This window comes from Chelatococcus sambhunathii (assembly GCF_001418005.1).
Taxonomy (GTDB): Bacteria; Pseudomonadota; Alphaproteobacteria; order Rhizobiales; family Beijerinckiaceae; genus Chelatococcus_A; species Chelatococcus_A sambhunathii.
Genome location: NZ_LIOL01000002.1, coordinates 381,024 through 397,095 on the forward strand (window position 1 = coordinate 381,024; position 16,072 = coordinate 397,095).

Genomic DNA, 16,072 nt, shown 5'->3' on the forward strand with positions numbered 1-16,072 from the left:
AGTGTAACAGAATGTACCCGCAGGCGCCCGGCAGCGGATCCGGGCCAGGCGCCGGCAGCAATCAGCCGGCACTCCGCTGTGCGTGCCGGGCAGCTCCTGCGACCCGTGGCCAGCGATACATTTCGCGACAAAAGGGGCGGGCCCGCGGCAAAGTTCTGCGACAAGCCCTGCCCATCCTGCGGCCATCGATCGGCGGCCGCCATCCAGTCTTTCCCTCGCGGCCGCGTCTCCCAAGCCCGGTATCCGGGCGCACCTGCATGAATCGCGAGAGGAAACGGATGATCGCGCGAAGGATCGCCATCGCCACCCTTACTCCCTTTTTCCTCGTGCCGCTTCCCGCCGCGGCGCAACAGGCCGCCCCCGACGGCGAGCGGCTGTTCCGCACCCGCTGCGCCTCCTGCCACAGCACCGACCCCGGGCAGAACCGCATCGGCCCGCACCTCGCCGGCGTCCTCGGCCGCGATGCGGGCAGCATCGACGGCGCCCGCTATTCGCAGGCGCTCAAGGCGGCGGACATCGTCTGGGACGAGGCCACGCTCGACAGCTATCTCGCGGACCCGCGCGGGCGCGTGCCCGGCACCACGATGACGGTCGCCCTGCGCAACGACAGCGAGCGCGCCGCCGTCATCGCCTATCTGCGCGACCTGCCGGCGGCGAAGTGAACCCGCGAACGCGGCCGCTGAATGTAACGGAATGTGTCGAGGAGCCCATTCCGTGACAGGCCGCGACAAAGCCGTCGGCAGAGACAACGTTCTGCGACAGCTGCGCCCTAGGCTTCTCTCGTCAACCCTGGAGGAACCCATGATGAAGCACATCGCAGCGGCTGTCGCCGCCCTCGGGCTCGCCGCCTTCGCCACCGGAGCCCTTGCCCAGGGGCAGGGCTGCGCCTGGCAGGCGTCCGCCGGCGTGGACAAGGAGGCGCCGGCCCAGTCCGCCGCGGCCTCCACGGCCGACAAGAAGAGCTGATCGCGGCTCGGCCGGCACGCGCTTGTCGCCCACCGGCGCGTGCCGGCGCCCTCCGCCCTTTCGCCCGAAGGAGTTCCTCCATGGCCCGCCTGACCATCAACGGCACTCAGCGTGACATCGACGTCGAGCCCGATACGCCCCTGCTCTGGGTGTTGAGGGAACAGGCCGGGCTGACCGGCACCAAATACGGCTGCGGCGTTGCCCAGTGCGGCGCCTGCACGGTCCATATCGACGGCGTCGCCACCCGCTCCTGCGTCATGCCGGTGAGCGCGATCGAGCCCGAGCAGCAGATCGTCACCATCGAGGGCCTGTCTCCCGACGGCTCGCACCCCGTGCAGAAGGCCTGGCTCGCCCTCGACGTGCCGCAGTGCGGCTACTGCCAGGCGGGCATGATCATGGCCGCCGCCTCGCTCATCGCCCAGAACCCGAGCCCGACCGACGCCGACATCGACGCCGAGATCACCAACATCTGCCGCTGTGGCACCTACAACCGCGTGCGGGCCGCCATCAAGGCCGCGGCCGACGGCAGCGCCACGAGCAACGGCTGAGGAGGCGAACCATGACGATCGTTCAGAGCGTATCGCGCCGCAATTTCCTCGTCGGCTCTGCGGCCGCCCTCGGGGGCCTTTCCCTCGGCTTCCACCTGCCCCTACCCGGCAAAGCGCTCGCCGCCGACGCCGCGCCCGAGATCAACGCCTGGGTGGTGGTGAAGCCGGACGAGACCGTGGTGATCCGCATCGCCCGCTCAGAGATGGGCCAGGGCACCCTCACCGGCCTCGCCCAGCTCGTCGCCGAGGAGCTCGATTGCGACTGGGCGCGGGTGACCACCGAATATCCGACGCCCGGCGAGAACCTCGCCCGCAGCCGCGTCTGGGGCAACTTCTCGACCGGCGGCAGCCGGGGCATCCGGGAATCGCACGACTACGTGCGCCAGGGCGGCGCCGCCGCCCGGCAGATGCTGATCGCCGCCGCAGCCGCCGACTGGGGCGTGCCGGCCGGCGAATGCACGACCGACAAGGGCACCATCACCCATGCCGCGAGCGGCCGCTCGACCACCTACGGCAAGGTGGCGGACGCGGCCGGCCGCATGACGCCTCCCGCCGAGGTGACGCTGAAGGACCCGAAGGACTGGACCATCGCCGGCCAGCCGCTGCCGCGGCTCGACACGGCCGACAAGCTGACCGGCAAGCAGATCTACGGCACCGATCTCCAGCTCGACGGCATGCTGAACGCCGCCATCAAGGCCTGCCCGGTCTTCGGTGGCAAAGTCCAGAGCTTCGACGCGGCGGCCGTCGCCGACATGCCCGGCGTGCGCAAGGTGGTGCAGGTTGGCGAGACCGCGCTCGCTGTCGTCGCCGACACCTGGTGGCGCGCCAAGACGGCGCTCGACGCCCTGCCGATCGTCTGGGACGAGGGCCCGAACACGGGCGTCACCAGCGCCACCATCGCCGCCATGCTCGAAGAGGGGCTCGATGCGGACGAGGCCTTTATCGGCCACCAGCGCGGCAATGCGCGCGAGGCGCTTGCCGGCGCGGCGCGAATGGTCTCGGCCGTCTATGGCTTCCCCTACCAGAACCACGCGACCATGGAGCCGATGAACGCCACGGCTCTCTACACCCCCGAGAAATGCGAGGTGTGGGTGCCGACGCAGAACGGCGAGGCGAGCCTCGCCGCGGCGGCCGAGGCCTCCGGCCTGCCGGTCAACCAGTGCGAGGTCTACAAGATCCACCTCGGCGGCGGCTTCGGCCGGCGCGGCATGCAGGACTACGTCACGCAGGTCGTCCACATCGCCAAGGAGTTCCCCGGCACGCCGGTGAAGCTCATCTGGTCGCGCGAGGAGGACATGCTGCAGGGGCGCTACCACCCCGTCACGCAGGGCAGGCTCACCGGCGCGCTCGATGCCGATGGCAATCTGACAGCGCTGCACATGCGCATCTCGGGCCAATCGATCCTGGCGGCCGTCATGCCCCAGCGCATGCAGGACGGTATGGATCCGCTCATCTTCCAGGGGCTCACGGTCGACAGCCCGGAAGGGCATCTCGGCTACACCATCCCGAACCTGCTCATCGACCACGCCATGCGCAACCCGCCGGTGCCACCCGGCTTCTGGCGGGGCGTCAACCTGAACCAGAACGCCATCTACCTCGAATGCTTCCTCGACGAACTCGCCCATGCGGCGGGGCAGGACCCCCTCGCCTTCCGCCGCAAGCTGATGGCGAACCATCCGAAGCATCTCGCCGTGCTCAATGCGGTGGCCGAGCGCATCGGCTGGGATGAGCCGGCGCCCGAGGGTCGCCACCGCGGCCTTGCCCAGATCATGGGCTTCGGCAGCTATGTGGCGGCGGCGGCGGAGGTCTCGGTCACGGACGGCCGGCTCAGGATCCATCGCATCGTCGCGGCGACCGATCCCGGCCACGCCGTCAATCCGGCCCAGATCGAGCGCCAGGTCGAAGGCTCCTTCGTCTACGGCCTCTCGGCCTGCCTCTATGGCGAATGTACCGTGAACGGCGGACGCATCGAGCAGGAGAACTTCGACACCTACGAGGTGATGCGCATGGCAGACATGCCGGCGGTGGAGACCATCGTCATGCCCTCCGGCGGTTTCTGGGGCGGCGTCGGCGAGCCGACGATCGCGGTCGCCGCGCCGGCCGTGCTCAACGCCATCTTCGCGGCCACAGGCAAGCGCATCCGCCAGTTGCCGCTGAAGAACCACTCGCTCGTGTGAGCGGTGGCGTCCGTGGCCACCACGCGCCATCGCCGCCTGATGCGTGGAGGGCTTGCCCTCCTCGCCGCCCTCTGGGCCGCAAGCCCCCACGCGGCCCAGAGGGCGCCGCTGCCGGCACCGGCCGGCGCCACCGCCTGTTCGGGCTGCCACGCGCCCGCGGGCAACGGCCCGGTCCCGGGCCTTGCCGGCCGGCCCGCCGCCGAGATCGCGGACGCCATGGCGGCCTTCCGCAACGGCGAGCGGCCGGCCACCGTCATGGATCGAATTGCGAAGGGCTTTTCGGATGAGGAAGCGCGCGCCATCGCCGAGTGGATCGCGGCCGGGCCTTAGCACGCTCAGCCGCAGGACCGTTGTGGCCGGGCTCGCCACCGGCGCTGCCGCGCTCGCGGCCCCGCGCGTTCTCGCCCAGGCCCCGCCCCATGTGGCCGTCGTCGGCGGCGGCTTCGCGGGGGCGAGCGCGGCCCGTGCGCTGAAACGGCAGGGCGCGGATATCCGCGTCACGCTCGTCGAACCCAAGGCCCGCTACACCGCCTGTCCATTCAGCAACGCCGTCCTCGCCGGCCTGCGCGACCTCGACGCCCAGTATTTCGGCTATGACGGCATGAAGCGCGACGGCATCGACGTCGTTGCCGCGAGCGCAACCGCGATCGATGCCGAAGCCCGCCGGCTGCGGCTCGACGACGGTTCCGGCCTCGCCTTCGACCGCCTCATCCTCGCGCCCGGCATCGACCTGATGCTCGACGCGATCCCCGGCTATGGCGCCTCGGGCGCGGAGGTGATGCCGCATGCCTGGCAGGCTGGTGAGCAGACGGCGCTGCTGCGCCGGCAGCTCGAAGCCATGGACGACGGCGGCCTCGTCGTCATCGCGGCGCCGGCCAATCCGTTCCGCTGTCCGCCCGGCCCCTACGAGCGGGCGAGCCTCGTCGCCCATTACCTGAAGGCGCACAAGCCACGCTCCAAGCTCCTCATCCTCGACGCCAAGGATAGCTTCTCCAAGCAGCGCCTCTTCGAGGAGGCCTGGGAGCAGCTCTATCCGGGCCTGATCGAATGGGTCTCGCTGTCCTTCGGCGGCCGGGTGACGGAGGTCGACGCCGCAACGAAGACGCTGACGACCGAGTTCGGCAGCCACCAGGCGGCCGTCGCCAACGTCATCCCGCCCCAGCGCGCCGGCGCCATCGCCGCGGCCGCCGGCGTCGCCGACCGCACCGGCTGGTGCCCGATCGATTCCGTCACCTTCGAATCCCGGCTCCGGCCCGGCATCCACGTCATCGGCGATGCGGCCATCGCCGGCGCCATGCCGAAATCCGCCTTCTCGGCCAATGCCCAGGCCAAGGCCTGCGCCGCTGCCGTTGCCACCTTGCTTGCGGGCGGGCAGCCGGCTGCGCCGAAGCTCATCAACACCTGCTACAGCCTCGCCGCGCCCGACTACGGCATCTCCATCGCCGGCGTCTACGAGCCGCGCGAGGGCCTTCTCGCCGAAGTCGCGGGCGCCGGCGGCGTGAGCCCGCTCGATGCCTCCGCCGATGTCCGCGCCAGCGAGGCGGCCTATGCGGAAGCCTGGTTCGACACCATCACGGGCGAAGTCTTCGGATGAGGTGGTGGAACGGCCTCTGCGTGCTTGCGATGCTCGCCCCCTCTGCGGCGGCCGAGCCGCTGCGGCCCTACGTGGTGGAGGGGGACGCCATCACCCGCTCCCTCACCGGCCGCCCCGGCGATGCGGAGAACGGCCGGCGCCTCGTCATGGACCGGCACAGGAGCCTGTGCGTGCTCTGCCATGCCGCTCCCCTGCCCGATCCGCACCTGCAGGGAACCCTGGCGCCGGCGCTCGCCGGCGCCGGCAGCCGCCTGAGCGAAGGGCAGATCCGCCTGCGCATCGTCGACATGAAACGGCTCGTCCCCGACAGCATCATGCCGGCCTATTATCGCACCGACGGACTCACGCGGGTCGCCGCCTCGTTCCGCGACCGGCCGATCCTGACGGCCGAGGAGATCGAGGACGTCGTCGCCTTCCTCGTCACGCTGAAGGAGTGAGCCATGCGGGACAAAGCGACCACCAGCGGCCTCCGCCGGCGCGATCTCGTCGCCGGCAGTGCCGTGCTGGCCCTGACGCTCGTCGCGCCGCGCGCTGCCCGCGCCCGCCCGACGCTGGAGGAGGCCATCCGCACCTTCACCGGCGGTGCCGACGTGAAGACTGGGCGGGTGCAGCTCGCGGTGCCGCCGCTCGTCGAGAACGGCAATGCGGTCGGTCTCTCGGTCAAGGTCGAGAGCCCGATGAGCGAGACCGACCACGTGCGGCGCATCGCCCTGTTCAACGAGAAGAACCCGCAGGCGGATGTCGCGGTGTTCCACATCGGCCCACGGACGGGGCGAGCCGAAGTCGCCACGCGCATCCGCCTCGCCACCTCCCAGACCGTGGCGGCCATCGCCGAGATGAGCGACGGCAGCTTCTGGTCGCATCGCGCCGACGTGATCGTGACGTTGGCGGCCTGCGTCGAGGACCTCCTATGACCCGCGCCCTCATCAATGCGCCGAAGACGGCGCGCCGCGGCGAGATCGTCGAGATCCGCGCCATGCTCGCCCATCCGATGGAGACCGGCTTCCGCACGGGCACCATGGGCAAGGCGATCCCGCGCGATATCATCAACCGCTTCGTCTGCACCTGGAACGGCGAGGAGATCTTCTCCGCCGACCTCTTCCCCGCGATCGCGGCCAATCCCTATCTCGCCTTCACCGCGGTTGCGACCGAGAGCGGCACCATCGCCTTCGCCTGGACCGGCGATGACGGCGAGACGCGCACGGCCGAGACGGAGATCACGGTGACATGACGGGGCGCGCGCCGCGTCTCCTCGTCGGCCTCCTTGCCGCCTGCCTTGCCGGCTCCTCGGCGCCCGCCGGCGACATGGTCGACAAGCGCTCGGGCGCCGACTTCATGAGCCCCGAGAACCGCGCCATGCAGGCGGACGACATGAGCAATCCCGGCATGTTCGCCGTCCTCGACGGGGAACAGCTGTGGAACCGCCCGGAAGGCGCGAACGGGCGCAGCTGCGCCGGCTGCCACGGCGAGGCGGCGACAAGCATGCGCGGCGTCGCCGCCCGCTACCCTGCGTTCGACGAAAGAAGCGAACGCCCCATCGACCTTGCCGGCCGCATCGGCGAGTGCCGCCGGACGCGGCAGGAGGCATCGCCCCTGCCGCACGAGAGCCCGGAACTCATCGCGCTGACGGCCTATGTCGCCCACCAGTCGCGCGGCATGCCGATCAGCCCGCCGCAGGACGAGCGGCTGGCCCCGTTCCGCGACAACGGCCGCCGGCTCTACGAACGGCGCATCGGCCAGCTCGACCTCTCCTGCGCCTCCTGCCACGACGCGCGCTCGGGCGAGCGGCTCGGCGGCAGCGTCATGCCCCAGGGCCACCCGACGGCCTATCCGCTCTACCGGCTGGAATGGCAGGCCGTCGGCTCCCTGCAGCGGCGCCTGCGCAACTGTATGATCGGCGTGCGCGCGGAAGCCTTCGCCTTCGGCGCGCCGGAGATCGTCGAGCTCGAGCTCTATCTCATGGAGCGCGCGGCGGGCCTGCCCCTGGAGACGCCGGGCGTGCGCCCCTGAGGAAATGTTTGTCGAGATGTCGCAAGCCCGGGAGCCGACACGTCCTGTGACAAAATCGGCCCCTGACGGGCAAAGTTCTGCGACGGCAGGCGCCGACAATGCGGCCGCTTCATCACCGAGGAGCCGTCATGAGCAGCCGCCTGCCCTTTCACGACGACGAGGCGTTCGCGAGCTGGTCCGAGATCAGCGACCATCTCGCCGCCAATCCCGTCGACACCGTGCTCAACACGCTCGTTCTCCTCAGCGTCGCCGTCCTCTTCGTCGTTGGTCTCTTCGCGGGCCCCAAGAGCGACTGGAGCCCGGCCCACGCGGAGCCGGCGAGCTTCTTCGGCCCCGCCAAGACCGACGAGAGCTGGCGGCCGGCGCCGAACAAGCAGGAACTCCTGTCATGGTCGTGCGAGGGCCGGTCCCCGCTCACGATCTGAGGAGACTGCGCCCGCCGGCCCCGTCAGCAGGTGACGAGGTCCGTGTGCCCGAAGCCCCTGGAATAGTCGAGCACCGAGATGACTGTCGGCGTCAGCCGGAAGATGCGCACGTCGTCGGGCGTCGGCATGGGAAACGGCAATGGCCCCTGCTCGGGATATTTCAGCGGCAGGAGGCCGAGAACCTTCTCGGCTTCGGCCCGATCCGTCACGGGATGGGCATGGGCCGCCATGGAGAGACCCGAGATCGCCATCAGGTCCGACGTGTCGTGGTCGATCGTCAGCGACACGCGGTCGTCGGCGGCGAGGTTCGCCGCCTTCTGGCTGTCGGGTCCGCAGAGGAAATAGAGCGTGAGGCCGTCGTTCACATAGCCGACCGTCGTCGCCTGGGGCCAGCCGTCCGGCCTGAGCGTGGCGACCGTCATGATGCGATGCTCGTCGAGCAAGGCCAGTATCGTCTTCCTGATCGCTTCGTCCATCGATCGCCTCCCGCGCTGAAGAGCACCGGCGAGAACGAGCGTAACGGCCGCGCCGCCTCCCGCCTTGACCGGCATCAACAGGAACGTGCGGCTCGCGGCATCAGCTGATCACCCGCGCCACGCGGGCACTCGGCATAGGGATCGTGGGCGTAGCTGTGCGGCGTGAAGGCGATGCCCACCTCTTCAAGCATCTTCGTCGCGGGCGTCGCCTTCGCTATCCTGGTCTCCTGTAGCCGTCGGGGCGCCATTCGGCCTGTCCTTCTCGCGGCCGGTGGCGAGCCTTGCCCGAACCAGGCTGGCCGCCGCCGCGCCGGCTGCCTCCATATAGCCGGGATCGCGGTGGAGCAGCACGACGGAGAAGGCCCCGTCGATGAGCAGGATGACCTGCCGCGCGAGCTGCCGGGCATCCGGTCCCTCGATGCCGGCCTCCACGAACACGCCGCACAGCCAGTCCTCCACCCGCTTCTTGTGCGCCCGGCCGGCGACGATGGCCGGGTGGCCCGGCATGTTGATGAGCTCCACCGACGTGCGCAGGAAGCCGCAGCCCTTCCACTTCGGGTGGCGCGCCGAGCGGGCGAGGTTCTGGAAGATCGCCTCCACTCGGTCGGCTACATCGCCCTTGGCCTCGTCGAACCATTGCCTGAACACGACGAGATTGGGCTGGTCGCGGGTCTCCAGATAGGCCGCGATCAGATTGTCCTTGCTGCGGAAGTGATAGTAGAGCGTGCGCTTGGTGACGCCGGCCTTCGCTGCGACGGCATCGACGCTGACGGCGCGGATCCCTTCGCCGTGGAAGAGCTTCACCGCCGCCTTGATGATGCGCTCGCGCGTCGTCACCGACCTTTCGCCCATGGCCCAATGTATACCGGCCAGTGAATATACACAACGCGCCCCGCCCCCTATCCTCCCGGCATGAACGAGCGAGCCCATTTTCCTTCTGTCGAGGACGGCGAGGCCTGCGAGATCGTCTGCACGGACGGCGTGCGGCTCGGCGCGCGCCTCTGGCCGGCGCGCGCGGACAGCGCCGGAAGCGTCATCATCAATCCGGCCACGGGTGTCCTCGCGCGCTATTACCACCGCTATGCCCGCTTCCTCGCCGGGCAGGGCTTCGAGGTGCTGACCTACGACTACCGCGGCATCGGCGCATCGCGGCCCCAGAAGCTGAAGGGCTGCGGCTACCGCTGGCGCGACTGGGGCGAGCGCGACATGGATGCCGCCATTCGCCTGATGCACGCCCGCCGGCGGACGGGACCGCTGATGGTGGTCGGCCACAGCATCGGCGGCTTCCTGCCCGGCCTTGCGCGCAGCGCCCCGCTCATCGACCGGATGCTGACCGTCGGCGCCCAATATGCCTGGTGCGGCGATTATGCGCCGGAGCGGCGCCTGGCCCTGTTCCTCAAATGGCATATCGCCATGCCGGCCCTGACGGCCGCCTGCGGCTATTTCCCCGGCCGCCGCCTCGGCTGGCTGGAGGACCTGCCGGCCGGCGTTGCCACCGAGTGGAGCTTCCGCCGCCCGCGTTTCGAGCTGAGCCATCCGCGGTCCGAGCGGCCCGACGTCCTCGCCCGCATGGCGGCGGTGACGGCGCCTATCCTCGCCGTCACCATGGCGGACGACGAATTCGGCACCGTGCCGGCGATCCGCCGCGCGCTCGGCTATTATGCCGGCGCCGCACGAACCGCCGTGCGTCTCGCGCCCGCCGATTACGGCCGCGAGGCCATCGGCCATTTCGGCCTGTTCCACGACAGCCACGCCTCGGGCTTCTGGCTCGACACGCTCCTGTGGCTGCGCGAAGGCCGCAATCCCTGGCCCGGCCGCGTCATCGCGGTCTGAGCCGGGCGCTGCCAGCCCGCGTCAGACGCCTTCCCAGGCCCCGCTTTTCGCCGACCGGTAGAGCGCATCGAGGATGCGCATGTTGGTGACGGCATCCTCGATGCCGGCCGCGAGCGGCGCGACGCCCCGCACGGCCCGGGAGAAGGCTTCGCCCTGCAGCGTGTACTGGTCGCACGGCGCGATCGCCACGAAACGCGCCGCTGCATCGTCATGCGCAGCGCCGCTGTCGACGAGGATGCGCGTGCCCTCCCCCTGCGGTGCATTGAAAGGAATGCGGATCTCGATGCGCCCCTTGGTGCCGAGCACCTCGACGCGCTGGAAGGGCACGAGCTGGGTCGAGACCGAGAAGACGAGCTGGCGTCCGCCGCCGAAATCGGCGAGGCCGCTCGACAGACGGTCGGTGCCGAAGGTCGGGTCGCGCTCGAGAAGGCTGACGACGCGCTGCGGCTCCGCCTCGAACAGGAAGCGCCCGCTGACAACGGCATAGCAACCGATGTCGTAGAGCGCGCCGCCGCCGATCTCCGGCATGTTGCGGATATTGGCCGGGTCGACGTTGAAATAGGAAAAGAGCACGTTGACGAGGCGTAGCTCGCCGATCTCGCCGGCGCGGACCATGTCGTGCACGGCGAGCCACTGCGGGTGATGGCGGATCATGAAGGCCTCGGCGACGAGGACCTTGTCCGCCACCGCCTCGAGCTGCCGTGCCTCCGCGGCGTCGAGCGCGATGGGCTTCTCGCACAGCACATGCTTGCCCGCCGCCGCCGCGGCGAGCGTCAGCGGCACGTGCAGATGGTTGGGCAGCGGGTTGTAGACGGCCTCGATCTCCGGATCGGCCAGAAGCTCCTCGTAGGAGCCGTAGGCTCGCTCGATGCCGAGCGCCGAGGCCATGGCGCGGGCCGCCTCGAGATCGCGCGAAGCGACCGCGACCACCTTGCATGACGGGCTCTTCATCATGGCGGGCACGACCTTCTCCCGGCCGATCCTGGCCGTGCTCAGGATGCCCCAGCGAACAGGCTCCACGGACCCATCTCCCTTGTTGGCCACCCGCGCGTCAGGCTGCGCTCGCCGTCTCCGGCAGCCCCTTCCACAGCGCGCCGGCGGCATCTTCCTCGAGGGCCGGCGGCCGGTCCAGCGCCGTGGTGATGGCGATCGCCTGCCCGGTCGCGGCGGATTCGAGGATGCGGTGCATCACCTCGAGCACATGCAGCGCGAGCCGTCCCGTCGAGCGGTGGGGCGTGCCGGCGAGCGCGGCGCTGGCGAGATCGGCGAGGCCGAGCGCCCGGTAGTTCGCCCTGTCCGGCAGCTCCGGTGCCCAGTTCGGTGAGCGCCAGTTGGGTGCCCCGAGCGCCAGGGCGCCGGCATCGTGGCCCCGCCACTCGCCGCCCCGCTCGGTGGTCTCGACTACGCCTCCGAAGAAGTTCGGGTCCGGCACGCGCATGGAGCCCTCCGTGCCGTAGAGCTCGATGGCGGGATGGCCGTGCTTCCACACATCCCAGCTCATGGTGAAGGTCACCTGGGCGCCGGAGGCGAATTCGATGAGCGCCATGACGCTCGTCGGCGTCTCGACGGTGATGCGCTCGCCCTTGCGCGGCGATTCAGCCGTCACGACCCGCTCGGGAAAGCCGATGCTCGCCATGGCGAAGACCCGCGCCACCGGCCCCATGAGATTGATGAGCGCCGACAGGTAATAGGGCGCCATGTCGAGGATCGGCCCGCCGCCCGGCTTGAAGAAGAACTCCGGGTCCGGATGCCAGTGCTCCATGCCGTGCGACATCAGGAAGGCGGTGCCGGACAGGATGCGCCCCACCGCGCCTTCATCCACCAGCTTGCGGGCGAGCCGCCCGCCCGCGCCGAGGAAGGTGTCGGGCGCACAGCCGAGCAGGAGCCCCCGCGCCTCGGCTTCGTCGACGAGCTTGCGCCCCTGCTCGAAATCGACCGCGAGCGGCTTTTCCGAGAAGACGTGCTTGCCGGCCTGGAGCGCCGCGAGCGAGACGCCGAAATGGGCGGCGGGAACGGTGAGGTTGACGACGAGGTCGATATCCTCGCTGGCGAGGAGCTGGTCCACGCTCATCGCCTCGATGCCGGCGGAGGCGGCCTTCGCCTGCGCCACCTCCGGCCGCATGTCGGCGCAGGCGCGCAGGGTGAGGCCGCGATAGGCGAGGATGTTCTTCAGATAGATGCCGGAGATGACGCCGCAGCCGACGATGCCGACGTTGAGACTGGCCATGGCGATCACCCTTCGATGCCGTTGAGGAAGGCGAGGCTCGCCCGGGCCGTGCGGGCGGGATCGGCCGGCTTGTCGTGCTCCACCACCATCCATCTTGCGCCCGCCGCCCGGCAGATGCGCCACAGGTCGCGCCAGTCGAGAACGCCTGCGCCGACATCGGCCCAGCCGTCCTGATCCTCGTTCTGTCCGGCCGGCGCGATATCCTTGACATGGGCGGCGGTGATCCGGTTGCGGTAGCGCTCGATCCAGGGCTTCGGGTCGACATGGCCGCGCACCAGCCAGGCGACGTCCACCTCCCACGTCAGCGGGCTCGCGCCGGCGCCCTCGAAGAGAAGTTCGAGGGCCGTAGTCGGCCCCGCCTTCGGCTGCAGCTCCCAATGGTGGTTGTGATAACCGAGGCGGATGCCCTCCTTCGCGAAGCGCTCGGCCATCTGCCCGAGCTCGCGGCCTACGGCACGCCAGCCGTCGGCTGCCATGTCCCGGTCTTCCGGCGGCACCGCCGGCATGTAGAGATCGGTGATGCCGAGGGTGCGGCAGGCCTCGACGACGGCCTCCGGCCGCTCGCGCAGGGCCGCGAGGCTGACATGGCTCGACGAGGCGGCGAGCCCACGCGCGTCGAGCTTGGCCTTGACGCGCGCGGCGTCGTCGAGCTGGGAGCCGACGGTCTCCACCCGGCGGTAGCCGGCCTCGGCCGCCACATCGAGGATACGGTCGAGGTCTTCGAGCGAGCGCAGGGTGTAGAGCTGGATCGACAAGCAATCGGTGACGGACATGAGAGCCTCATGCGTGGCGGAAAGGCCGGCGCGGAACGCCCTTGCCGGCCGAGGGAGGGTTCACAGGCGCTCGCCGGTATCGGCGGCGAAGAGGGAAACCTGTTCGGGATCGAGGCCCAGGCCGACGCGCTCGCCGCGCGTGATCCGGCTCGTCCCGGTCGTGCGCACCTGCAGGGTATGGGTGCCATCGGAGCACCACAGCACCGTGTCGGCGCCCATCGGCTCGACAATGTCGACGCCGAAGCCCTGCCAGAGGCCCGCCTCTGCGAGCGCCAGATGCTCCGGCCGCACGCCGAGCACGACCTCCTCGCCGACGGGCGGCGCGCCGTTGAAGGCATAGCCGGCGAGCGGCAGGCGTAAGGTGCCGGCGACGAAGGACAGCCCGCCGCCCTCGGCCTCGAGCCGGCCGTTGAGGAAATTCATCTGCGGCGCGCCAATGAAGCCGGCGACGAAGAGATTGGCCGGCCGGCCGTAGATCTCGGCGGGCGAGCCGATCTGCTGCACCTTCTGGTCGCGCATGACGACGATGCGGTCAGCGAGCGTCATCGCCTCGATCTGGTCATGGGTGACGTAGATCATCGTCGCCTTGCCGAGGCGTGCGTGCAGACGTTTGATCTCGACGCGCAACTCGTTGCGCAGCATGGCGTCGAGGTTCGACAGGGGCTCGTCGAAGAGGAAGACGGCGGCATCGCGGACGAGCGCCCGGCCGATGGCGACGCGCTGGCGTTGACCGCCCGAAAGCTGGTCCGGCCGCCGGTCGAGCAGGTGGCCGATTTGCAGGAGTTCCGCCGCCTGCGCCACCCGGCGCCCGATCTCCGCCTTCGGAGTCTTCGCCATTCGGAGGCCGAAGGACATATTCTCGCGCACGCTCATGCGCGGGTAGAGCGCGTAGGACTGGAAGACCATGGCGATGCCGCGGTCCTTCGGCTCCTCCCAGGTCACATTGCGGCCGCCGATGAAGATCTGGCCGTCGGCGACGTCGATGAGACCGGCGACGGCATTGAGCAGCGTGGACTTGCCGCAGCCGGAGGGGCCAAGGAGGACGACGAACTCGCCCTCCTCGATGTCGAGCGAAAGCCCGTCGAAGACGCGCACCGCCTCGAAGGCGACGGAGACGTCACGGATGGAGACAGCCGACATGGATCATCCTTTCACTGCGCCGGCGGCGATGCCGCGGACGAACCAGCGCCCGGAGACGAAGTAGACGGCGAGCGGCACCAGCGCCGCGAGCATGGTGGCGGCCATGTCGACGTTGTAGGCGCGCTCGCCCTGGGTGGAGTGGACGATGTTGTTGAGCTGCACCGTCATCGGCAGGTTCTCGCGGCCGGCGAAGGTGAGCCCGAAGATGAAGTCGTTCCAGATGCCGGTGACCTGGAGGATGGTGGCGACGACGAGCATCGGCACCGACATCGGCAGCATGACGCGCAGAAAAATGGTCCAGAAACCGCCGCCGTCGATGCGCGCCGCCTTGAACAGTTCGATCGGGATGCCCGCGTAGTAGTTGCGGAAGAGCAGCGTCATCGTCGGCAGGCCGAAGATGACGTGCACCAGCACGATGCAGGTGAGCGAATTGTAGATGCCCATCTGCGAGAAGATGCGCACCAGCGGATAGAGAAACACCTGATAGGGGATGAAGGCGCCGACGAGCAGCACGCCGAAGAGGACGTTGGCCCCTTTCACCCGCCAGAACGACAGGGCGTAGCCGTTCACCGCGCCAAGCGCGATGGACAGGATGACCGACGGCACGAGGATGCGCACCGAGTTCCAGAAACCGACGCTGATGCCGTTGCAGTCGAGCCCCGTGCAAGCGGACGACCAGGCCTTGCCCCACGCTTCGAGCGTCGGCGCCATGGGCAGCGCGAGGATGTTGCCGAGCCGGATCTCCTCCATCGGCTTCAAGGAGGTGATGAGCATGATCCACAGCGGCAGGAGGAAGAAGACCGCCGCCGTGAGGAGGAAGGCATAGAGGCCGATGCGGCCGGGCGTGAGGCGGCGCGGCCGCGGGCCGCTGGGCAGCGACGCGCTCATCAGCGCCTCCCCTTGCTGCGGACGTAGCGGGCGTAGATCCACGGCGCGATGATGATGACGACGGTCACCAGCATCAGCGTCGCGGCGGCGGTGCCGAGCGCGATGTTGTTGCGCTCGAAGAGGTGGTCCATGACGAACTTGGCCGGCACTTCGGTGGCGATGCCGGGCCCGCCCCCGGTCATGGCGACGACGAGGTCGTAGAGCTTCACCACGCTGATGGCGAGGAGCACTGTGGCGGTCACTACCATCGGCCGCAGCAGGGGCAGGACGATGGAGAGGTAGTAGCGCCAGGGCGGCACGCCATCGACGCGCGCGGCCTTCCACAGGTCCTCGTCGACGCCGCGCAGGCCGGCGAGGAGGATCGCCATGGTGAGCCCCGCCCCGTGCCAGATGCCGGCGATGACGAGGGTGTAGATCGCCATCTCCTGGTTGACGAGCCAGTCGAAGGTGAAATCGGAGAAGCCCATGTCGCGGACGAGCTTCTCGAGCCCGAGGCCCGGGTTGAGGAACCACTGCCAGGCCACGCCCGTCACCACGAAGGACATTGAATAGGGAAAGAGGAAGACGGTGCGGAAAGCACCCTCGCCCTTCACCCGTTGGTCGATGAAGACCGCGAGCAGAAAGCCGAGCACGAGGCAGCCGGCGATGAACAGGACGCCGAAGATGACGGTGTTCTGCGCCGAGACGACGAAACGGTCGTTGAGGATCAGCCTCTCGTATTGCGCAAGGCCCACGAAGTCGAACTTCGGCAGCAGCGTCGAGCTCGTGAAGGACAGCCGCACGGTCCACAGCATGCAGCCGACATAGACGACGAGCACGATGAGCGCCGTCGGCACGAGGGCGAGCGCGGCGGGAAGGCCTCGTCCGATGCGCGGGCGTGCCGCTGGCGCCGCAGCGCCGGTGGCAGCGGCACGGACGGTGACGGTAGCCATGGGACCTCCTCCCGGTTCCGCCCGCCTCCCGCAGGAGCGCGCGGCGGCTTGCGTTGGCAGAGGTTGGAACAGGCGCGAGGCCG

20 protein-coding genes are annotated in these 16,072 nt (G+C 69.6%); 12 read left to right on the forward strand and 8 right to left on the reverse strand.

Going from position 1 to position 16,072, the window contains the following annotated elements; genetic code table 11:
* Positions 1-278 precede the first annotated feature (278 nt).
* The 11 genes from ASC46_RS05330 (at position 279) to ASC46_RS05375 (ending at position 7,720) form a co-directional block, all read left to right on the forward strand.
* The gene (locus ASC46_RS05330) at positions 279-662 is read left to right on the forward strand and encodes a c-type cytochrome (RefSeq protein ID WP_055458248.1); all 384 of its coding nucleotides are present in this window, start codon (positions 279-281) and stop codon (positions 660-662) included.
* Between the two features lie 139 nt (positions 663-801).
* On the forward strand, positions 802-966 hold the full coding sequence (locus ASC46_RS21200) for a hypothetical protein (protein WP_019404345.1): 165 nt from the start codon (positions 802-804) through the stop codon (positions 964-966).
* An 80-nt stretch (positions 967-1,046) separates the two neighbouring features.
* Entirely contained in the window at positions 1,047-1,514 is a 468-nt protein-coding gene (locus tag ASC46_RS05335; RefSeq protein WP_055458249.1) for a (2Fe-2S)-binding protein, read from the forward strand.
* 11 nt (positions 1,515-1,525) lie between these two features.
* Positions 1,526-3,691: a xanthine dehydrogenase family protein molybdopterin-binding subunit gene (locus ASC46_RS05340; protein WP_055458250.1), complete on the forward strand. Its 2,166-nt coding sequence runs from the start codon at positions 1,526-1,528 to the stop codon at positions 3,689-3,691.
* Positions 3,692-3,730: 39 nt separating this feature from the next.
* Positions 3,731-4,021, forward strand: coding sequence for a c-type cytochrome (locus ASC46_RS05345; RefSeq protein WP_055458491.1), 291 nt, complete (start codon positions 3,731-3,733; stop codon positions 4,019-4,021).
* Positions 4,022-4,043: 22 nt separating this feature from the next.
* On the forward strand, positions 4,044-5,285 hold the full coding sequence (locus ASC46_RS05350) for an NAD(P)/FAD-dependent oxidoreductase (RefSeq protein WP_055458251.1): 1,242 nt from the start codon (positions 4,044-4,046) through the stop codon (positions 5,283-5,285).
* A complete protein-coding gene (gene soxX, locus ASC46_RS05355; RefSeq protein WP_245280473.1) occupies positions 5,282-5,722 on the forward strand; it encodes a sulfur oxidation c-type cytochrome SoxX in 441 nt (146 codons plus the stop codon). The genes ASC46_RS05350 and soxX overlap by 4 nt, the downstream gene beginning before the upstream one ends.
* Before the next feature lie 3 nt (positions 5,723-5,725).
* Positions 5,726-6,199, forward strand: coding sequence for a SoxY-related AACIE arm protein (locus tag ASC46_RS05360; RefSeq protein WP_055458253.1), 474 nt, complete (start codon positions 5,726-5,728; stop codon positions 6,197-6,199).
* On the forward strand, positions 6,196-6,516 hold the full coding sequence (gene soxZ / locus ASC46_RS05365; protein WP_055458254.1) for a thiosulfate oxidation carrier complex protein SoxZ: 321 nt from the start codon (positions 6,196-6,198) through the stop codon (positions 6,514-6,516). Before ASC46_RS05360 ends, soxZ begins: the two co-directional genes overlap by 4 nt.
* Complete coding sequence (gene soxA, locus ASC46_RS05370) at positions 6,513-7,295, forward strand: sulfur oxidation c-type cytochrome SoxA (protein WP_055458255.1); 783 nt, start codon at positions 6,513-6,515, stop codon at positions 7,293-7,295. Before soxZ ends, soxA begins: the two co-directional genes overlap by 4 nt.
* A gap of 128 nt (positions 7,296-7,423) precedes the next feature.
* The gene (locus tag ASC46_RS05375) at positions 7,424-7,720 is read left to right on the forward strand and encodes a hypothetical protein (protein WP_055458256.1); all 297 of its coding nucleotides are present in this window, start codon (positions 7,424-7,426) and stop codon (positions 7,718-7,720) included.
* A 23-nt stretch (positions 7,721-7,743) separates the two neighbouring features.
* Here ASC46_RS05375 and ASC46_RS05380 read toward each other — a convergent pair whose 3' ends face one another.
* On the reverse strand, positions 7,744-8,196 hold the full coding sequence (locus ASC46_RS05380; protein WP_019404355.1) for a pyridoxamine 5'-phosphate oxidase family protein: 453 nt from the start codon (positions 8,194-8,196) through the stop codon (positions 7,744-7,746).
* A 183-nt stretch (positions 8,197-8,379) separates the two neighbouring features.
* Complete coding sequence (locus ASC46_RS05385; RefSeq protein ID WP_055458257.1) at positions 8,380-9,048, reverse strand: TetR/AcrR family transcriptional regulator; 669 nt, start codon at positions 9,046-9,048, stop codon at positions 8,380-8,382.
* Positions 9,049-9,108: 60 nt separating this feature from the next.
* Here ASC46_RS05385 and ASC46_RS05390 point away from each other — a divergent pair, with 60 nt between their 5' ends.
* Positions 9,109-10,029, forward strand: coding sequence for an alpha/beta hydrolase family protein (locus ASC46_RS05390; RefSeq protein WP_055458258.1), 921 nt, complete (start codon positions 9,109-9,111; stop codon positions 10,027-10,029).
* 21 nt (positions 10,030-10,050) lie between these two features.
* Here ASC46_RS05390 and ASC46_RS05395 read toward each other — a convergent pair whose 3' ends face one another.
* The 6 genes from ASC46_RS05395 to ASC46_RS05420 are packed head-to-tail and all read right to left on the reverse strand — an operon-like array spanning position 10,051 to position 15,989.
* Positions 10,051-11,049 carry a Gfo/Idh/MocA family protein gene (locus ASC46_RS05395; RefSeq protein WP_055458259.1) on the reverse strand — a complete coding sequence of 333 codons (999 nt, stop codon included), beginning with the start codon at positions 11,047-11,049 and terminating at the stop codon, positions 10,051-10,053.
* A 31-nt stretch (positions 11,050-11,080) separates the two neighbouring features.
* Positions 11,081-12,256, reverse strand: a complete 1,176-nt coding sequence (locus tag ASC46_RS05400) for a Gfo/Idh/MocA family protein (RefSeq protein ID WP_055458260.1) — start codon at positions 12,254-12,256, stop codon at positions 11,081-11,083.
* A gap of 5 nt (positions 12,257-12,261) precedes the next feature.
* Entirely contained in the window at positions 12,262-13,029 is a 768-nt protein-coding gene (locus ASC46_RS05405; protein WP_055458261.1) for a sugar phosphate isomerase/epimerase family protein, read from the reverse strand.
* Positions 13,030-13,089: 60 nt separating this feature from the next.
* On the reverse strand, positions 13,090-14,169 hold the full coding sequence (locus ASC46_RS05410) for an ABC transporter ATP-binding protein (RefSeq protein WP_055458262.1): 1,080 nt from the start codon (positions 14,167-14,169) through the stop codon (positions 13,090-13,092).
* A 3-nt stretch (positions 14,170-14,172) separates the two neighbouring features.
* Complete coding sequence (locus tag ASC46_RS05415) at positions 14,173-15,057, reverse strand: carbohydrate ABC transporter permease (protein WP_055458263.1); 885 nt, start codon at positions 15,055-15,057, stop codon at positions 14,173-14,175.
* Positions 15,057-15,989 carry a carbohydrate ABC transporter permease gene (locus ASC46_RS05420; RefSeq protein ID WP_055458264.1) on the reverse strand — a complete coding sequence of 311 codons (933 nt, stop codon included), beginning with the start codon at positions 15,987-15,989 and terminating at the stop codon, positions 15,057-15,059. Before ASC46_RS05420 ends, ASC46_RS05415 begins: the two co-directional genes overlap by 1 nt.
* Positions 15,990-16,072 lie beyond the last annotated feature (83 nt).